Source organism: Enhygromyxa salina, assembly GCF_002994615.1.
In the GTDB taxonomy this organism is placed as follows: Bacteria; Myxococcota_A; Polyangia; order Nannocystales; family Nannocystaceae; genus Plesiocystis; species Plesiocystis salina_A.
Genome location: NZ_PVNK01000198.1, coordinates 1 through 18,472 on the forward strand (window position 1 = coordinate 1; position 18,472 = coordinate 18,472).

Here is an 18,472-nt window from a genome sequence, read left to right on the forward strand (position 1 = left end):
CTTCTCCGCCGCAGCCTTCTTCTCCGCCGCCGCCTTCTTCTCCGCCGCCGCCTTCTTCTCCGCCGCAGCCTTCTTCTCCGCCGCAGCCTTCTTCTCCGCCGCAGCCTTCTTCTCCGCCGCAGCCTTCGCCGCCGCAACCTTCTTCTTCGCAGCAGCCTTCTTCGCCGCCGCAGCCTTCTTCTCCGCCGCCGCAACCTTCTTCTCCGCCGCCACCGCAGCCTTCGTCTCCGCCGCCGTCTCCTCCTCGGCTTTCCTCACCTCGAGCTGCAGCGAGGGCTCGACCTCGCGCTCGGGCGACCACCGCACGCTCCGCACACGCTTGGCCTTCCCGCGCGGGAGCTCGAACACCAGGAAATACGAGTGGTTCTTACGTGCATGAACTTGCCGCAGCAATCGGCTCACTCCGGGCGCGTTGCTGCGCACGAGCACGAACACGTCCTTGCAGTAAAAGCCCATGTCCTCGTACCCGGTGACGATCTCGACGTGCGTCAGCCGCTGCTTGTTGGCGCTGACCTCGTCCTGGCACTTGACGACGAGGACCCCGCCCGCGCGGAGCACACGGCGGGCCTCGAGCCCCGCACGCAGGTAGAGGTCAGTCACGGCGTCGTGCCACTTCGGGCCGCCCTCCCCCGCGTCGTAGGTGTTGCCGTCTGCGTAGGCGTTGCGGAAGGCGGCATGTGTGCCGGATCCTGCCCGATGATTTTGCGCCCGCCGGAAGAAGCCCTCCATGTAGGGCGGATCCAAGACGAGGCAGTCGAGGCTGTCGTCCTCGTAGGGCAGATCACGGCAGTCGACCCCGTCGCGGTAGCGAACGAAGATGTCCCGCTCGCCCACGGCGAGCTCGAGGTCGGAGGCGTGGAGCTGGTAGACCCCGGCGGGGATGCGCTTCCAAAACACACCCTTGCCGAAGGTCACGTCGGCGACTTTGCTGCCAGGCGCGACGTGCAACCCCATCAACCTCGCGAACAATTCCGAGTTGTCCCCAACGTGCGCGGAATTGACGAGATCGGACGTCGACTCGCCCCCCTGAATGCGCTTGGACCCGGCCATCCGCGGGAAACTACCCGAAACGGGCGCCCGGAGCGACTGCTGGCGGGGCCTTTAGCCCGCCGCCGCGCTTGTCTATAGTCCGCGGACCACCACCCGCGTCCGTCGCTCCTCGACGGCGCCAGCCCCACCGGGATCTGCATCGTGACCAGCGCCAACCCCTACGACTCTCGCTCGACCTTTGACCTCTCAGACGGCAGCCAGGGGGTGATTTTTCGCCTCCAGGCCCTCGAAGACAAGGGCCTGACCAAGCTCGCCAAGCTGCCCTTCTCGATCCGCGTGCTCGTCGAGGCCGCGCTGCGCAACCACGACGGGTTCCTGGTCACCGACGAGGACGTCAAGACGATCGCCGGCTGGCAGCCCCGGGGCGCGCGCGTCGAGATCCCCTTCATCCCCGCCCGCGTGATCCTCCAGGACTTCACGGGCGTGCCCGCGGTCGTCGACATCGCCGCGTGCCGCAACGCCATGGTCGACCTCGGCGGCGACGCGGCCAAGGTCAACCCCGCGGTCAACGTCGACCTCGTCATCGATCACTCGGTCCAGGTCGACACCGACGGCCGCCACCAAGACGCGCTCCTGCGCAACCTCGACATCGAGTACAAGCGCAACAACGAGCGCTACGAGTTCCTCAAGTGGGGCCAGCACAACCTCGACAACTTCCGCGCGGTCCCGCCCGGGCGCGGCATCGTCCACCAGGTCAACCTCGAGTGGATCGCCGACGTCGCGTTCAACAAAAACGGCACCTACTACCCCGACAGCCTGGTCGGGACCGACAGCCACACCACGATGATCAACGGCCTGGGCGTGCTCGGCTGGGGCGTCGGCGGGATCGAGGCCGAGGCCGTGATGCTCGGCCAGCCGGTCTACATGCTCGCGCCCGACGTCGTCGGCTTCAAGCTCAAAGGCAAGCTCCGCGCCGGGGTCACGGCCACCGACATGACCCTGCGGATCGTCGAGATGCTGCGTGAGAAGGGCGTGGTCGGGAAGTTCGTCGAGTTCTACGGCGGCGGCCTCGACTCGCTCTCGCTCGCCGACCGCGCGACGATCGCCAACATGGCGCCGGAGTACGGGGCGACCTGCGGCTTCTTCCCCGTCGACGCCCAGACCATCGCCTACCTGCGCCTCTCGGGCCGGTCCGATGAGCACGTCGCCAACGTCGAGGCCTACTACCGCGCCCAGGGCCTGTTTCGGACCGACGCGACCCCCGACCCCGAGTTCACCGACACCCTCGAGCTCGACCTCGCCGAGGTCGACCCGGCCCTCGCCGGGCCCAAGCGCCCGCAGGACCGCGTCAACCTGTCGGACATGAAGACCCACTTCCGCCACAGCCTCACGGCCAAGGTCGGGCACCAGGGTCACGGCCTGTCCGAAGACAAGCTCGGCACCGAGATCCCGATCGAGGGCCAGGACTACTCCCTCGGCCACGGCGACGTGGTCATCGCCGCGATCACCTCGTGCACCAACACCTCCAACCCGGCGGTCATGCTCGCGGCCGGCCTGCTCGCACGCAACGCCGCGGCCAAGGGCCTGACGACCAAGCCGTGGGTCAAGACCTCGCTCGCGCCAGGCTCGCGGGTCGTGACCGACTACTACGACAAGGCCGGCCTGTCCGACGACCTCGCCAAGCTCGGCTTCAACGTCGTCGGCTACGGCTGCACGACCTGCATCGGCAACTCGGGCCCGCTCCCGCCCGAGATCGACGCCGCGATCACCAAGGGCGAGCTCGTCGTCGGCTCGGTCATCTCGGGCAACCGCAACTTCGAGGGCCGGGTCCACAACAAGGTCAAGGCCAGCTACCTCGCGAGCCCGCCGCTGGTCGTCGCCTACGCGATCGCCGGGACCCTCGACGTCAACTTCGACACCGACCCGATCGGCAAGGACAGCGCGGGCAACGATGTGATGCTCAAAGACGTGTGGCCGAGCGACGAGGAGATCCGCGAGGTCATCGCCAGCGCGATCAACCCCGAGATGTTCCGGGCCAAGTACTCGGACGTGACCGAGGAGCCGCGCTGGGACGCGATCGAGGTCGCCGACAGCGCCCTGTACCCGTGGAACGGCGACTCGACCTACATCCAGCAGCCGCCCTTCTTTCAGGGCATCACGCCCGAGCTCCCGCCGATCCAGGCGATCTCGGGCGCCAAGGTCCTGCTCAAGCTCGGCGACTCGGTGACCACCGATCACATCAGCCCCGCGGGCTCGATCCCCGCGGACGGCCCGGCCGGCAAGTACCTGATCTCGAAGGGCGTGCCGAAGGCCGGGTTCAACAGCTTCGGCAGCCGCCGCGGCAACCACGAGGTCATGATGCGCGGGACCTTCGCCAACGTCCGGATCCGCAACCAGATCGCGCCGGGCACCGAGGGCGGCTACACGACCTACTGGCCCAGCGGTGAGGTCGAGTTCGTCTACGACGCGGCCATGAAGTACGTCGCCTCGGGCACCCCGCTGGTCGTGCTCGGCGGGACCCAGTACGGCACGGGCTCGAGCCGCGACTGGGCGGCCAAGGGCACGCTGCTGCTCGGGGTCAAGGCGGTGATCACCAAGAGCTTCGAGCGGATCCACCGCAGCAACCTGGTCGGCATGGGCGTGCTCCCGCTGTGCTTCGCCGAGGGCGAGGGCGCCGAAGAGCTCGGGCTCGACGGCAGCGAGAGCTTCGACATCCCGATCGGCGACGACGTCTCGCCCCTGCAAGAGCTCGAGGTCACCGCGACCAAGGCCGATGGCAGCACGGTGAAGTTCAAGACCACCGTGCGCCTCGATACCCCGGTCGAGGTCGACTACTACAAGAACGGCGGGATCCTGCAGACGGTCCTGCGCAACATGGCCAAGAGCTGATCCCTGGCCCGGAGCCAACCTCGCGCTGCGGTGTGGAAAGTCCCGCTGCAGCGCGGGGAATCGCTCGCACAGCGCGCTCGACCGATGCCGGCTACATCGACGACTTGATCCGGCTGAGCTCGTTGTGAGTGCGTTCTTGCGCGGGCTTGATCTCGCTGATGATGAAGGGGCGCACGCTCGAGCTCAGCTTGTCGAGGTCATCGCGATAATCGTCACGCCCGTGATCCTCGCCCTCTTCGAGCGCAGCGATCGCCGCCTCTTTGCCAAACACCTTGGCGCCCCCCTCGACCAGCTTGGCGAAGCTTCCCCAGGCGCCCGAGCCGCTCGAAGGCTTGCCTCCGAGCTCGCGGATCTTGGCCGCGAGCTTCCGCGTGCGCTCCTCGTGCGAGCGCTTGAGCTGGACCAGTTTTGCGGTCAGCGTGGGGTCATCGATTTTCTCGATGCACTGCCCGTAGGTTTCGACGGCGGAAATTTCGCCGCGAAGGAACGAGTTGAGCTGGTTGATATCGTCGGTCTTGGTTGTGCTCATGGTCTTGCCTGCTGTGTTGGATGCAGCACGCGGGACCCGCTGCAACCACCATGCCGGCAACTGACCGCTAGCAGGTGCGCGACAGACCCTGCTTGACCATCGCTTGCCACGCAACGGGCGCGCCGGACTCGACGGCCCCCCGCGCGACGAAGCCGAGCGCGGCATAAAAGCCCACGGAGTCGACCCAGGCGTGGACCAGCAGCTCGTCGCGACCGTCACGCCGAGCCTCGTCCTCGACCGCGCCGACCAGCCGCCGACCGAGGCGGCTGCGACGGTGGCGAGGGCCGACGACCAGCTGACGCAGGCGGCCGAGCTCGGGGTCGTACTGGACGTAGCCAGCGAGCTCGCCCTCGGCGAGGGCCACAAGGTGGACGCTGCGGGCGTCGCTGGTTGCGTAGTCGGCCAGCGACTTGCCCTCGGGCTCGAGCAGGTGGCGAGCGCGAAGCTCGGCGAGTTCGACGGCGAGCTCGCCGGGGATTGCTGCCCAACTCTCGTAGCGCGACAGCTCGAGATCCGGCCAGGCGTAGCGCCACCAAAACTCCGCGTCGGCGCCGCTGCGCAGCTTCGGCGGGAGGTGAGTGAGCGAATTAAAGCCCTCGAGCAGCAGCCCCTCGCGGCGGTCCCAGCTCAGCGTGGTGATCCCAGTGTTGCCGTGGACGAAGGCGAGACCGCGCTGCCACGGGACGTGCAACCACCTCCGCAACCACCGCGAGAGCAGGTCGCCGTGGGCGATGACGACGACGGTCTCGTGAGTCCCGGCGGCGAGCGTGGCTTCGGCCCAGGCGATCGCGCGCTCGACCCGGGCGCGGGCCTCGTCGCTGGTCTCGGCCCCGCCGTGCCCGGCGTACCAGCCCTCCGGATCCATCGCGCCGCAGCGAACGGGGAACTCGGCCTCGAGCGCGGCCGCGGTCGCCGACGGCCGCAGCTCGCCGCAGTAGTGGCAGCCGCCGACCTCGAACAGCCCGGCCTCGCACACGAAGCGCTCGAGGCCGACGCGGGCGGCGATCGGCGTCGCGGTCTGCAGCGCCCGGCGCATCGGGCTGCTGACCAGCAGACTGCGCGGCTCACTCAGTATCGGTGCGAGATGCTCGGCCACGCGCTCGGCCTGGGCGCGACCGAGCTCGCTGAGATCCGGGTCCGGCTCGCGCGCGCGCGCAGCCTCGGCGTGCATGCGTTCGGGATCATCGCGCAGCTCCTCGCGGATCCGAGCGTTGCTCAGGTTGTTCTTCGATTGGGCGTGGCGCACGAGCAGCAAGCGCGGCATCGCGGCAGGTGTAGCACGCGGGCCCCCGCTCTCAACCGGACAGCAACTCGAGCTGACTGCGTCGCGCCACTTGGGGGCTCTCGTCCTGGTTCAGCAGCGCGAACACGTGCGCGCGACCGGAGCGATCGGCCGTGATCTTGCCCGACTCTTCGAGTGACCGGAGCTTGGCGCGAGTCTTCGTAGCTGGCCAACCGACGCGCTCGCAGAGCGCGGCCACCGTCGCGCGACCGCCATCCATGGTGGCGAGGGCCCGCAAGAGTGGATCCTCTTCCTCAGGTTCGCTCGCGGCAGGCAATTCCCGGACCGAAGGAGCATCGTTTGCCTCAGCCGCACGTGCCTCGACGGTGTAGGGCATAGTAGCTTCGCGGACGACGCTTTGATCCCTGAGCTCAGTCCGAACGGCGTCGAGAATCTCACCTGGCGCCGACGAGTCGGGAGCATCGACGGTGACATGGAGTCGCCCTCCCTCACGCCACACGGAACAACGAAGCGCTCGCTGAGGACCGGTGGCACCGCCGAGCGAAGACGGCAGCACCACGAGTCCACGCGCCCACGGGAGTGGCTCGGCTCCGGGCCGAGCCGCGAGTTCGGCCATCAGCCGCCCCTCTCCAGGGCCGCGACGAATGTAGACGGGCAACCCGTGGTCCCGGTGGACGTCGAACTGGGCCGTGGTCCCCCCCTCCGCGACGCAATCGGCGATGAACAACGCGCGGCTCATGCCGGCGATGGTCGAGTTGCGCCTCATCGCCGCCCAGCCTGCCCAGCGAGCCGTAGGTTCGAACTCGGAGAGAATCGTCAGCCGCCCGTCCTGCACCTCTCGCCGTCGTATTGCACGTGTTTTGAAGATCCCCTCGGGCGCGACACCAATGACTCGGCCACCAGCTTCGAGCGCCCCCTCCAACGCCTCGCTGTCGACACCACGAGCGAGGCCGGAGACGACGGTGAACCCGGCTTCCGCAAGCGCGCGTCCCACCGCACGAGCAAAGCACAGCCCCGCAGGCCCAGCCTTGCGGCTGCCGCTGACTGCGACCCCTGGCTCGCGCAGCAGGGCCACGTCGCCCGCGACCGACAGCAAGGTCGGAGCTTTGCCCGGTGTGAGCCGCTCCAGCAGGTGGCGGGGATACGCCGAGTGTGTGACCGGAACGAGCTCGAGCTCGCCCTGGGCGAGGCGATCGACCACGAAGGCTTGGGCGGATACCCGCCCTTCGGCTTCTAGCAAGCGAGCGTGGAGCGGCGCCAGCGACCGCAGCGGTGCCGGCAGCTCCTCGGTCTCGAGCGCAATGAGCTCGAGCAGGCTGAGGCCGGCGTCGTGCGCAGCCCGAAGCACAAGCGCGTTCTTGTCGCGCACGCGCGCTCGCGGAAGATGAAACGCCAGCGCGAGCCAGTACGCGAGCTCTCGTCGATCGATCGACTTCACGAAGCTCCTTGGTGTCGCGTGCGCGCCATCGTCAGCGGATAAACTACAGCAGGACGGAGCGCGCGTGCAGCCTCGGTCATGGACGCGCCGGTGGCCCAGATGTCATCGATGAGCAACGCGGTGCCAAACGCTGCGTCAGCGGCGCAGGCGAAGACCCCCGTCACGTTGCGCTTCTTGTGCAACTTCGAACGGAAGTTCTTTTGCGGCTTTGTCTCGCGGGTTTTGCTCAGCTCGATGTGGGGGAGGCCGAGCTTCGAGGCCACGCGCCTGGCGAAGTCGGCGACAAGCGCTGGGAGTAGCGGTGAATGCTGCTCGGCTCGATCCGCGACGATCAGCACTTCAGCAGCGCGAACGGGACTTGGGCATGCTCATGCGAAGTCGAGGACGACGCGACCTTCGATCTGGCCTTCGCGCATGCGGGCGAAGATGTCGTTGATGTTCTCGAGCGGCTCGCTGCTGACGGTCGCTTTCACCTTGCCCGCGGCCGCGAAGTCGAGGGCCTCCTGGAGGTCGAGGCGGGTGCCGACGATCGAGCCACGGACGGTCGTCCCGTCGAGGACCATGTCGAAGATCGACATGGAGAATTCCCCGGGAGGTAGGCCATTGAGGACGACGGTCGCGCCCCGACGAGTCATGCCCAGGGCCTGCTCGAATGCCTTGGCAGACACGGCGGTGACCAGCACGCCGTGGGCGCCGCCGATCTCGTCGTGCAGGACCGCGGCCGGGTCCCGGTTGCGAGCGTTGACGGTGATCGAGGCCCCGAGCCGGCGCGCGAACTCGAGCTTGTCGTCGTGGATGTCGACGGCGGCGACGTTGAGGCCCATGGCGCGGGCGTACTGCACGGCCATGTGACCGAGGCCACCGATCCCCGAGATCGCGAGCCACTGGCCCGGGCGCGTGTCGGTCATCTTCAGGCCCTTGTAGACCGTCAGCCCGGCACACAGCACCGGCGCGACCTCGATGAAGTCGACGCTGTCCGGCAGCCGCCCGACAAAGTTGGCGTCGGCCAGAGTGTATTCGGCGAAGCTACCGTTGACCGAGTAGCCCGTGTTTTGCTGGGACTCACAGAGCGTCTCCCAGCCGCCGAGGCAGTGCTCGCAGTGGCCGCAGGCGGAGTACAGCCAGGGGATGCCGACCCGGTCGCCTTCGGCGACGTGCGTGACCCCGGCGCCCACAGCGACGACCTTGCCCACGCCCTCGTGGCCGGGGATGAAGGGCGGCTGAGGCTTGACCGGCCAGTCCCCCTCGGCGGCGTGGAGATCGGTGTGACAGACGCCGGTCGCGGCGATTTTGACCAACAACTGGCCGGGTCCCACGGTCGGGACCGGGACCTCGCGGATCTGAAGGGGCTTGCCAAATTCTTCGACGACGGCGGCTTTCATGGTTCGTGGCATGACCGGTCCTCTCGTTGGCGAGGTGTCTTTAACGTCTCCAAGACTCGGGCCTCCGGCCCGACAACCTCGCTGCGCTCGGCCCCCAGGTCCTGGGAGACTGTCTGCCCGCGTCGCCGTCGAGGCGCAAACGACAGATTTTCGCCGACGTCGCGGACGCCGTCGGCGACAGGGTCGGCGGTATGGTCACCAGCGAAAGCGCGACGCGGCGCGGCTTTGCGTCGGCGGGAGGGCGCTCAGGGCGGCGGGACCAGACACAGGCCGACGTTCTCGAGGCCCTCCGGCGCCTCGCCCTCTTCGTAGACCGACGTGCAATCGGTCCCCGGGATCGTGCACAGGTAGAGGGGATCGCTGAGGTCGCAGTACTCGGTGCAGCAGCTCGCGCCTTCGCACCCCGGCGCGGCCTCGCTGGCGACGCAGCTGCTCCCGGCCGCGCAGGAGTCGAAGCTCGTGCACTCCTCCCCGACCGCGGCCGCGCCCCCCTCCAACCAGCACATGAACGCGCCCTCGAACCAGTCGCAGGCGTAGCCGTCGGCGCAGTCTTGCGTGACCGGGTGGCAGCTCGTCAGACACAGGTTGATCGAGCCCTCGTTGGAGATCAGGCACTCCGTTCCGGGATCGCACACAGGGTCATCCGCGGTGCCCGTACAAAACGCCGTGCACACGCCTTCGGTGCCCTCGACGTGAAAGCAGTGGCTGCCCTGGTCGCAGTCGTCGGTCGCCTCGACGATCCCGCCGTAGGTGCACGCCTCGCCCGTCTCCTGGGAGCCCGTGATCGGCACGCACTTGTTGGCGTCGTAGGACTCCCCCGTGCTCGCGTAGGGCACACACTTCTCGCCCTCGGGGCAGTCTTGCGCGAAGGGGTCGCACTCGAACACGCCGTCCCACCAGTCGTTGACCGGCGAGCAGGCGTAGAAGCTCCCGCTCGTGTTGCTGTCGTCGTTGGTCATGTCCCCGTCGCCGTCGCCGGTCGTCGAGGTGTCCGACGAACTCGAGTCGCTCTCGCCGGTGGCCTCGGTGGTCTCGGAGCTCCCGGCGCTGGTCGTGGTGTTGCCGTCGTCGCCCGTGGTCTCGGTCGAGCACGCGCTGACGCCGAGCATGGTCGCCGCAGCCAGCGCAAAGGTGGACAGGGTCAGCCCGACGGGGGGCGCGACCTTGCGCTGAACCACGCCGCAAAAGGGGCACGCGTCGTCGGCTTCGCGCAAGTGACGATGGCAGCTCGAGCACGGGTACATGACATCCAGCGTACGCACGGGGCCAATCCTGCGTCAACCGCGTTCGAGCTCCTGGACGGGGGCTATCATCCGCCACGGTGACCGAATTCAAAGTCGGCTTCATTGGCACCCACGGCGTCGGCAAGACCACGCTGTGCTACGGACTCGCGGCCCGGCTCAAGGCCCGCGACGTCGTGCTCGATATCGTCCACGAGGTCGCGCGGCGCTGCCCGCTGCCGATCAACGAGCGCACGAGCCTCGCGGCGCAGTCGTGGATCCTACACACCCAGATCTCCGACGAGCTCGTGGCCGCGGCCCGGCACCCGGTCGTGCTGTGTGATCGCAGCGTGCTCGACAACTACGTGTATTTACTCCTGTCCGGGGGTCGGCAGCCGGGGCTCGACGCCATGGTCTCGTGGTGGCTCGAGACCTACGACCGACTGATCTACGTGCCGATCGTCGACGAGCCCCGGCCCGACGGTATGCGCTCGACCGACGTCAGCTTTCAGCGGGCCGTGGACTCGCGCCTGCTCAAGGAGCTCGAGGCCCGCGGCGTCGAGGTGCTTCGTCTGCAACCTCGCGCGCGCGACCGGTGGTTGGACCTCGCCGAAGACGAGGTCCGCGCCCACCTCGACACCCGGCAGCTGCCGCTGCTGTGAGCACGACGAGGCCCCGTGTTGTCTCGGACCGCCTCCCTCGCTTTACCTGCCGGGCTGGGAAAAGCGGCGCCCGGGTCCGGCTCAGAGGCCGTGGTCGTAGGGCGCCTGGCCCTCGCGGTTGACGCGATCCAGGCGGTACAGCCAGGTGTACAGGCGGTAGCCGGAGTACAGGATCACGGCCCACATGACGGCAAACAAGACGATGGCTCCGGTCGTCGCTGACATGGCTGCGCGCTCTCGGGGCCTTCTACCACGGCGCTGACGGCCTGTCTCACGAGTCGCCCCGTCAGTTTTGCCGGCAGGCGGCCCTCCCTCTGGGCGGCCGTAGGCCGGGATAGTACGTTTCGCGTCATGCGACCCGACGCCCTCGCCCAGGAAGTCGCCAAGCGGCTCGCGCCCGTGCTCCCCGAGGCCGCGGGCCTCGACGTCGACGCGATCGCCGCTCTGCTCGCGCCGCCGCCCAAGCCCGAGCTCGGCGACTTCGCGTTCCCCTGCTTTCGCCTGGCCAAGGCCCTGCGCAACGCACCACCCAAGATCGCGATCGAGCTCGCGGCCGCGCTCGCCGACGCGGGTGACGACGCCCTGATCGCCGAGGCCACGCCCGCTGGCCCCTACCTCAACCTCCGGCTGCACCCGCACGAGGCCGCCCGCCACCTCCTGGCCCCGTGGGCCCGGGGCGAGCTGCCCGAGCACCCGCGCTCCGATCAAAAAATCATGATCGAGTACTCGCAGCCCAACACCCACAAGGGCTTCCACGTCGGGCACATGCGCAACCTGTGCCTCGGCGACAGCCTCGTGCGGCTGCTGCGGGCGACGGGCCACGAGGTCATCGCCGCCAACTACCTCGGCGACGTCGGGACCCACGTCGCCAAGTGCCTGTGGGGCCTCGAGGCGCTCGTCGACGAAGAGCCGCCCGAGCAGGGCCGCGGCGAGTGGCTCGGCCAGATCTACGCCAAGGCCGCGATCCAGCTCGAAGACTGGGAGACCGCCGCCAAGGCCGGCGACGAGGCGGCCGCGGCCAGCTACGCGGCCGCGCGCGAGCGCATGAGCGTGATCCTCCGCGGCATCGAGACCCGGGATCCGACCTACTACGAGCTGTGGCAGCGGACGCGGCAGTGGTCGCTCGACGCCTTCGAGGAGATCTACGAGTGGACCCAGGTCGAGTTCGACCGGGTGTTCTACGAGAGCGAGGTCGACGAGCCCGGCCTGAAGATCGTCGACGAGTTCCTCGAAAAGGGCGTGTTCATCGAGAGCCGCGGCGCGATCGGGATCGAGAACCCCGAGATCAAGCACATGCCCTTCTTCATGCTGCGCAAGAGCGACGGCACCGGGCTCTACGCGACCAAGGATCTGGCCCTCGCGCGGATGAAGTTCGAGGAGTTCGGCATCGATCGCTCGATCTACGTCGTCGACGCCCGCCAGAGCGACCACTTCAAGCAGGTGTTCTTGACCCTGAAGAAGATGGGCTTCGCCCAGGCCGAGCTGTGCGAGCACGTCGGCTACGAGATGGTCGAGCTGCCCGACGGCGCGATGAGCAGCCGCAAGGGCAACGTGATCTTGTTCCGGGCCCTGCGCGAGCAGCTCGCGAGCTCGCTCGAGGCCAGCTTCTTCCACGCGTTTCGGGGCGAGTGGTCCGACGAGGAGATCGACACCGCGCTGCATCAGGTCTCGCTCGGGGCGATCAAGTACGGGATGCTCGCGCGGGACAACAATCAGAAGATCGTGTTCGACATGGCCAAGTGGACCGAGGTCCAAGGCGGTGACGGCGGGGCGGCGCTGCAGTACGTCAGCGCGCGCACGACCTCGCTGCTGCGCAAGGCGGCCGAGCGCGGGATGACGATCGATGAAGGGCTGCTGACCGGCGAGACGGCGACCCAGGCGGGGACCCTGGGTGAGATCGCGGAGCGGGCGTTGATGCAGGCGCTGATCGGGCTGCCGGGCTCGGTCGCCCAGGCCGCGAGCACGCTGCGGCCGTCAATTCTGTGCGGCCAGCTGTACGGCCTGGCGAAGGCCTACAATCGCTTTCAGCAAGAGTGCAACGTGATCCACCAGGACGACCCGGGGGTCGTGCAGGCGCGCCTGTTGCTGGTCAAGGCGACCCAGGCGGCGCTCGGCTGGGGGCTCTCGCTGCTCGGGATTCCAGCGCCCGAGCGGATGTGAGGCCTCGCCAGCCCGCCAGCGGGTAGCATCGCGGGCATGGACTTCGCCGTGTTCATGCGCCTGCTCGACCGTCTCGACCACAACGAGCGGATCGCCGAGCTCATCGCCCACGCCAGCGGCCTCGGGGCCGCCGAGGTCGAGGCCCTCGGCCGCGAGCTGTGGTCGGGCGACGTCCACCAGCGCAGGCTCGCCCTCCACGTCGCGTGGCTCACCCGCGACCTCCGCCTGCCGTGGCTGGCCCTCACCGATGACCCCTCGCGCAGCGTCCGGGCCCTGGCCGCCAAGCTCGTCGGCTGCTACGCCGAGGAGGTCCCCGTCGAGCTCCTCGATCAGCTCGACGCTCGCACGCTGCGGCGGCTGCTCTCGCACCTGGTCCGACGCCGCCGAGCGAAGATCGCCGAGGTCCTCGTCGACGGCCTGCTCGCGCGCGAGCGCTGGACCGAGGCGGCCTACCTGCTCCCGATCTGCTCGACCGAGATGATCACCGCGCAGCTCGACCGGGCCTGGCCGGAGCCCTTGTGGGCGCGCCTGGCCAAGTATCGGGGCGACCTGATGCGCGCCCGCGTCGAGGGCCTGTTCGCCGCCAACCCCGAGCGCCCGGACCTGATCTGGCGACGCTTCCGCGCCGGGGTGTGGACGAGCCTGGCGCGGACCCAGCCCGCGGCCCTCGCCGACTGGGTCGAGCGCTTCGCCGACGCCGACAGCCTGCCCCAGGTGCTCAATGGCGCCCTCCCCGAGCTGATCCGCTGGTCCCCCCAGCGCGCGATCGCCTGGCTGGTCCCACGCATCCCGTGGCTGAGCCGCCGCGCGCTCCCGGCCGGCCTGGCCAAGGCCGCGGCCCGCCTCGACGACGAGGCCCTCGCGCCCCTGTGTCGCGGCCTCGCGCACGCCCACGCGCCGCACCTGCTCGCTCAGCTCGTGGCCCGGATGCCGCATGTCCGCCGCGGTCAGCTGTTCGAGGCCGCGACCACCAAGCTCGAGCTCGCGTTGATCGAGTGGCCCGTCGAGCTCCTCGCCCTGCTGCCGCGATCGCTGCGCGACCGCGAGACCGCGCGCATGCTCGAGCTCAGCCGGGCCCAGACCGACGGGAGCTGGCGGCGCGAGCTGCTTGGGCTGCGCTCGATCGACGCCGCGCGGCCGCTGCTCGAGGCCGAGGGCCGCGCGGCCCAGGCGAGCGAGCGCGCCGAGGCCCACGCGGCGATGATCTTCAGCAGCGCCCGCTCGCGCGCAGGGATGGCCCAGACCCTCGCGTGGCTCGCTCGGATCCGCAACGAGCAAGACCCCGTTCGCCTCGCGGTGCTCAGCGCCCTGGCCAAGGTCTCGGCTCGACACTTCGACGACCCCGCGGCCCTCGACGCGGTCGTCTCGCCGATCTTCGAGGCCCGCGACACCTCCCACGCGACCCGGCTCCAGGCCGCGCGCCTCGCCCAGCGCCTGCTGATCTCCCGCGCGACCGAGCCGCGCTCCGCGATGTTCAAGGCCGGCCTGAGCATCCTCGAGCGTCTCGCGGGCCAGGCCGGGACCCTGAACCTCCCACGCCTCGATCACAACCTGCCCCGGGGCGCCGAGCAGGCGATCTTCAAGGTCCTGCGACCCTGGATCGAGGACGCCAGGCGGCGCCAGCAAGAGCAGCACGTGTTCCGACTGTGGACGGCCCTGGGCAAGCGCGCGTGGGAGGTCGAGGAGCTCGGCGCGCTGATCGGCGACATAATCTGGCGCGGGCAAAAAACCAACGCCAGCCACGCGGCCCGGCTGTGGATCGCCGATCCCAAGACCCGCGACGCTCGGGTCCGCGAGCTGGTCAAGCGCGACCGCTCGGCGCTCTACCTCGCGGGCGTGTTCGAGCACTGCCACCGCCGACGCCAGACCCTGCTCGTCGATCGTTTCGCGACATCCGCCCCGCGCGGGCGCTTCCACAACGGCAAGGTCGTGTTCATCCCGGCGGTCCGGCGCGGGTTCGAGCGCTGGCCGACGGCGCTGCAGCGCCAGTACCTCGAGCTGATCGAGGCCGGCGAGGCCGAGCCCCGCCAGTTCGCCCAGACCCGGGCCGCGCTGGTCAAGATGCGGGCCCGGGTCCCCCTGACCCGCGTCGCCGATCTGCTCGGCGCGCTCGAGTCGACCGACGTCAACGTCCAGGAGGCCGCGCTCGGGGCCTTGCCCTCGGTCGACGATCCGAGCCCCGCGCTGCCGATCTTGCTCGAGCACCTCGACGGAGATCGGGCCCGGGTGGCCATGTACGCCATGCCGCAGCTCGCCCGGCTGATCCCGCGCGCGCGCTTCGTCGAGGCTCTCGCCGAGCTCCTCGGCCGCCCCCGGCTCAAGGTCACCGTACACAAGGAGGCCCTGCGCCTCCTCGGTCAGCTCGCAACGCCGCGAGCCTTGCAGCTGCTGCGCGAGGCCTGGGCCAAGCCCCTGCATCGCGACGTCCGGATCGCGGCGCTCCACGCCGCGCGCTCGGTCCTGAGCCAGCCCGAGTCGTGGGAGATCCTGACCAGCGCCGCGTCCGACGAGGACCCGGACATCGCCCGCGCCGTCGTCGAGGTCCCGCTGCTCAACGTGCCCGCGGCCTACCGCGAGCGCTACGTCGAGGTCATGGCTGCGATCGCCGATCACCCCGGCCCGGCCGCCCGCGCGGCGCTGTTTGGGGCCCTTGGAAGTGGCTGGTCTGCCGCCGCCCCGGTCGCCGTGGTCGAGCTCGCGGCCCGGGTCATCGCCAGGCTCGATCCCCTCGACCCCTGGCAGGCCGCGGCTCGCGTGCTCGCCCAGGGCACGCGCTCGAGCGCGACGCATGGCGCTTGCGCCGAGCTCGTCGACGCCCTCGTCGTCGCTGCCGATCGCGACATCGCGCCCGCGGGCGAGCGCGACCGCGTCGGCCATCAGCGACTGGTCCGGGTCCTCGACTTGCTCGGCGCGGATCGTCACCCGGTCAACGCGACGCTGGTCGAGCGCCTCGCACAGCGGCTCCTCGCTCAGCCACGCTGGTGGACCGCTGGCGCCCGGCTGCGGGTCACTGCGAGCGCCAACGGCAGGCTCGGCGCCGTGCTGACCGAACTCCTCGCCAGCGCACCGACGCCGAGGTGCGCCCGCACGCTCGAGCGCGCCGCGGCCGCTGCCGCGACGACGAGCGAGGCCCGCAACTGGACCGATGAGGACGCGGAGGCGGTCGTCGACACGCTCATCGCCAGCGGGCCGAGCGGCCGGATCGTCGCGCTCGCGATGCTGGCCGAGTTCGGACCCCGCTCGGGCTGGACCGCGACCTGGGTCGAGCGCCTGGCGACGCTGCGGGAGGACGCGGATCTCGACGTCCAAGCGGCGGCGCGCGAGCTGTGGATCGCCGCCGCCTGAGTCGGCGTGATCGATCCGCCGCCCTCGCGGCACCCCCAGGTTGAAGCCATGAAGACCTTGCAGCTCATCTCTACCTTGACCTTCGCCGTGCTCGGCGGCCTGACCCTCAGCGCGTGCGACCGAACCATCGAGTCCTACGATGAGGTGTCGGATTCTGAAGACCCCGCCATGGATCCTGAAGACCCCGACGCGGATCCTGAAGACCCCGACGCGGAACCTCAGGCCCTAACTGGCACCGCGTGCACGAACCTTGGCGAGGCCGTCTCGTGTGGCGACGAGGGCGAAGTGGCCTACTGCGCCTACATGGAGAGCGCAGACGCGCGGCAGTACGGCCCCTGCCTCGCACCCGAGGAGGTCGAGTGCGAGCCCGGCGAGTGGAAGCACGTCCCGGGCCCGCCGGTCGAAGAGGGGGAGGGAGAGGGGGAGGAGGAGTGGGGCGACCCCTGCGGCGACATCGACTACCTGTGTGAGCTCGCGGGCGGCGTCCCCTACTGGCAAGAGCAGTACTGCGACACCCCGCTGGTCCTGAGCTTCGACGCCTCGCCGGTCGAGATGATCGCGGCCGAGTCAACGCCCGCCGCCACCTTCGACATCTCGATGCGCGCCGACTCGTGCATCTCGACGGACTGGCCGAGCGCGGCCACCCCCTGGCTGGTCATCGACCTCGATCAAAACGGCATGATCGACGGAGGCCACGAGCTGTTCGGCTCGGGTACCCAGCTGCTCGACGGCAACCACGCTCCAAACGGCTTCGCCGCCCTCGCCGAGCTCGACGCCGACGGCAACGACCTGATCGACGGCGCCGACCCGCGCTTCGACGAGCTGATGCTGTGGCGCGACTGGGACGCCGACCGCGTGTCGACCCCCGACGAGCTCACGCCCCTGCTCGACAGCGGCGTCAACAGCCTCCCGGTCGAGTTCGACATCGCCGTCGACTGTGACGAGCGGGGCAACTGCGGGGTCCAGCGCGCGAGCTTCGAGCACGCGGGCGGGGTCGGTGAGGTCGTCGACGTGTACCTCGCTTGTCACTGATCGTCTTCGAGCTCGTCGTCGGCTTCGAGCTCGTCATCGGCTTCGAGCTCGTCGTCCTCTTCGAGCTCGTCGCCGTCGTCCTCGTCGTCCTCGTCCTCCTCGGGCACCCACCCCGCGACGAGGCCCTCGGCGGTGACCTTGCCCGCGCGAACGAGCTCTTCCTCGGCGCCGAGGCGCTCCTTGGGATGGTTGATCACGCCCATCACCACGCCGCCACACAGCGGGCAGACCTCGTCTTGCTCGCGGAGTTTGGTCCCGCACTTGGGCTCGGAGCAGCGGCGGTCCGTGAACAGGCTGCCGATTGCGAGCCCGAGCACCGCGAGGCCGACGGCCGAGGGCACGACGATCTCCATCGGCACCTCGACGCCAAACTTGCCGCGGCTGAATAGCCCGCCGAGCATCAGGACTGGGAAGCCGAGGACCTTGGCCATGCGCAGGGCGCCGCTGCGCTCGATCCGAAACACGGGCTTGCCGACGTTGGCCTCGCGGATGCCCCGGTCGATGTCGCGGCGCGTCTCGGCTTCCTCGTCTCCGCCCTCCTCGTCGTCCTCGGCCTCTTCCTCGTCGTCGAGACCGAACACGCCCGAGCCCGAGATCAGCTGCTCGGGGCTCGCCTTGCGGCGGGGATCCACGAGCGGACCGGTGAGCTCGTCGAGATCCGGCGGCGCGGGCCACCCGGCGGGCTCGGGCAGGCCGAGGCGGGCGCGGATCGGCGGCTGCTGATCGGCGAGCCAGGCCTGGGCCACGCGCACGAACCCGGCCTGGTTGGGCTGGAGGTTGGCCAGCAGCCGCCGACGTTTGCGCCGATCGTAGCCCCGGGCCTCAAGCTGCATCGCGAGCAGAAAGCTCATGTCCTGGACCGAGAGCGCGCCGAGGCGAAACTCGGCCCGGGTGGCCCGAAAGCCCCCCGCGGACTTGGCGTAGAAGCGCTGGCTCGCGTCGGTCGTCATCAGGCCAAAGCCCAGGGCCACACCGGTCACATCGATCAGGCGCTGGTTGTCGGGGTTTGGCAGGCCCGTGAGCACGCGGTGGGCGTGGGCGACCGCGCGGGCCAGAGCCGGGACCAGGTTCTCGGGCTCGCGCAGCACGATCAGCTCACAGGCGAAGTGCAAGACCTTGCCCTCGCGGCGCACAAACCACGCGACGGGATCCTTGCCGCGCATCGGCGCGGGCTTGCCAACGACCTCAGCGCGGCGCGCGGGGTCCTCGTCGTGGATCACGACCTCGGCGTCGAGGCCCTCGTGCCCGGCGTAGCGCAGCAGTCGCAGGACCAGGCGACGCACGCTGGCCTCACCGCCGACCCAGCGGTCCGGGAAGTACTCGGGGGTCGGCTCGAGCAGCGGCGCGCCCACATAGGCGCGGACGTGGGCGAGGTGCTCGAGCAGCTTGGCGGTCTGCGCGATCAGCCACTCGCGCTCCCCTGGCGGGGGCAGCGTGACGTCCTTGGGATCCGCCTCGGCGCCGAGCATGGCGGGTCCATAGCACGTTCCCACCGCAGGCTGACGAGAGCCCACCGCTGCCCTCGCCGACTGTCTTTAACGTCTCCTGACTCGGGGCTGCGCCCCGACAACCTCGCTGCGCT

At 69.7% G+C, this 18,472-nt stretch carries 14 protein-coding genes; 5 read left to right on the plus strand and 9 right to left on the minus strand.

Annotated elements, in window-relative coordinates; all coding sequences use genetic code 11:
* On the minus strand, window positions 1-1,050 hold a 1,050-nt coding region (locus ENSA5_RS38085; protein WP_181198046.1), incomplete at its 3' end, for a hypothetical protein.
* A 141-nt stretch (window positions 1,051-1,191) separates the two neighbouring features.
* Between ENSA5_RS38085 and acnA the strand changes: the two genes are divergently transcribed.
* Window positions 1,192-3,879 carry an aconitate hydratase AcnA gene (acnA, locus tag ENSA5_RS22850; protein WP_308726566.1) on the plus strand — a complete coding sequence of 896 codons (2,688 nt, stop codon included), beginning with the start codon at window positions 1,192-1,194 and terminating at the stop codon, window positions 3,877-3,879.
* Window positions 3,880-3,970: 91 nt separating this feature from the next.
* On the opposite strand, the gene ENSA5_RS22855 is transcribed toward acnA, so the two are convergent.
* The 6 genes from ENSA5_RS22855 to ENSA5_RS22880 all read right to left on the minus strand — a co-directional run bounded on the left by ENSA5_RS22855 (window position 3,971) and on the right by ENSA5_RS22880 (window position 9,733).
* Window positions 3,971-4,522: a DUF2383 domain-containing protein gene (locus ENSA5_RS22855; RefSeq protein ID WP_258182983.1), complete on the minus strand. Its 552-nt coding sequence runs from the start codon at window positions 4,520-4,522 to the stop codon at window positions 3,971-3,973.
* Complete coding sequence (locus ENSA5_RS22860; protein WP_106393813.1) at window positions 4,476-5,672, minus strand: GNAT family N-acetyltransferase; 1,197 nt, start codon at window positions 5,670-5,672, stop codon at window positions 4,476-4,478. The genes ENSA5_RS22855 and ENSA5_RS22860 overlap by 47 nt, the downstream gene beginning before the upstream one ends.
* 31 nt (window positions 5,673-5,703) lie before the next feature.
* Window positions 5,704-7,089: a DNA-processing protein DprA gene (locus ENSA5_RS22865; RefSeq protein WP_181198047.1), complete on the minus strand. Its 1,386-nt coding sequence runs from the start codon at window positions 7,087-7,089 to the stop codon at window positions 5,704-5,706.
* Window positions 7,086-7,427 (minus strand): ComF family protein, encoded by a 342-nt coding sequence (locus ENSA5_RS22870; RefSeq protein WP_106393815.1) that lies wholly within the window; start codon window positions 7,425-7,427, stop codon window positions 7,086-7,088. The genes ENSA5_RS22865 and ENSA5_RS22870 overlap by 4 nt, the downstream gene beginning before the upstream one ends.
* Before the next feature lie 30 nt (window positions 7,428-7,457).
* Complete coding sequence (adhP, locus tag ENSA5_RS22875; RefSeq protein ID WP_106393816.1) at window positions 7,458-8,483, minus strand: alcohol dehydrogenase AdhP; 1,026 nt, start codon at window positions 8,481-8,483, stop codon at window positions 7,458-7,460.
* 233 nt (window positions 8,484-8,716) lie between these two features.
* Window positions 8,717-9,733 (minus strand): hypothetical protein, encoded by a 1,017-nt coding sequence (locus tag ENSA5_RS22880; protein WP_258182985.1) that lies wholly within the window; start codon window positions 9,731-9,733, stop codon window positions 8,717-8,719.
* 59 nt (window positions 9,734-9,792) lie between these two features.
* Between ENSA5_RS22880 and ENSA5_RS22885 the strand changes: the two genes are divergently transcribed.
* A complete protein-coding gene (locus ENSA5_RS22885) occupies window positions 9,793-10,353 on the plus strand; it encodes an ATP/GTP-binding protein (RefSeq protein ID WP_106393817.1) in 561 nt (186 codons plus the stop codon).
* A gap of 81 nt (window positions 10,354-10,434) precedes the next feature.
* Here ENSA5_RS22885 and ENSA5_RS38090 read toward each other — a convergent pair whose 3' ends face one another.
* Entirely contained in the window at window positions 10,435-10,578 is a 144-nt protein-coding gene (locus ENSA5_RS38090) for a hypothetical protein (protein ID WP_181198048.1), read from the minus strand.
* 126 nt (window positions 10,579-10,704) lie between these two features.
* Between ENSA5_RS38090 and argS the strand changes: the two genes are divergently transcribed.
* The 3 genes from argS to ENSA5_RS22900 are packed head-to-tail and all read left to right on the plus strand — an operon-like array spanning window position 10,705 to window position 16,890.
* Window positions 10,705-12,513, plus strand: coding sequence for an arginine--tRNA ligase (argS, locus tag ENSA5_RS22890; protein WP_106393818.1), 1,809 nt, complete (start codon window positions 10,705-10,707; stop codon window positions 12,511-12,513).
* A gap of 36 nt (window positions 12,514-12,549) precedes the next feature.
* Window positions 12,550-15,858, plus strand: coding sequence for a hypothetical protein (locus ENSA5_RS22895; RefSeq protein ID WP_106393819.1), 3,309 nt, complete (start codon window positions 12,550-12,552; stop codon window positions 15,856-15,858).
* 48 nt (window positions 15,859-15,906) lie between these two features.
* Window positions 15,907-16,890 carry an SPM autocatalytic domain-containing protein gene (locus ENSA5_RS22900; protein WP_106393820.1) on the plus strand — a complete coding sequence of 328 codons (984 nt, stop codon included), beginning with the start codon at window positions 15,907-15,909 and terminating at the stop codon, window positions 16,888-16,890.
* On the opposite strand, the gene ENSA5_RS22905 is transcribed toward ENSA5_RS22900, so the two are convergent.
* Complete coding sequence (locus ENSA5_RS22905) at window positions 16,884-18,359, minus strand: zinc ribbon domain-containing protein (protein ID WP_106393821.1); 1,476 nt, start codon at window positions 18,357-18,359, stop codon at window positions 16,884-16,886. The two genes, ENSA5_RS22900 and ENSA5_RS22905, sit on opposite strands and share 7 nt — an antisense overlap.
* Window positions 18,360-18,472: the final 113 nt, after the last annotated feature.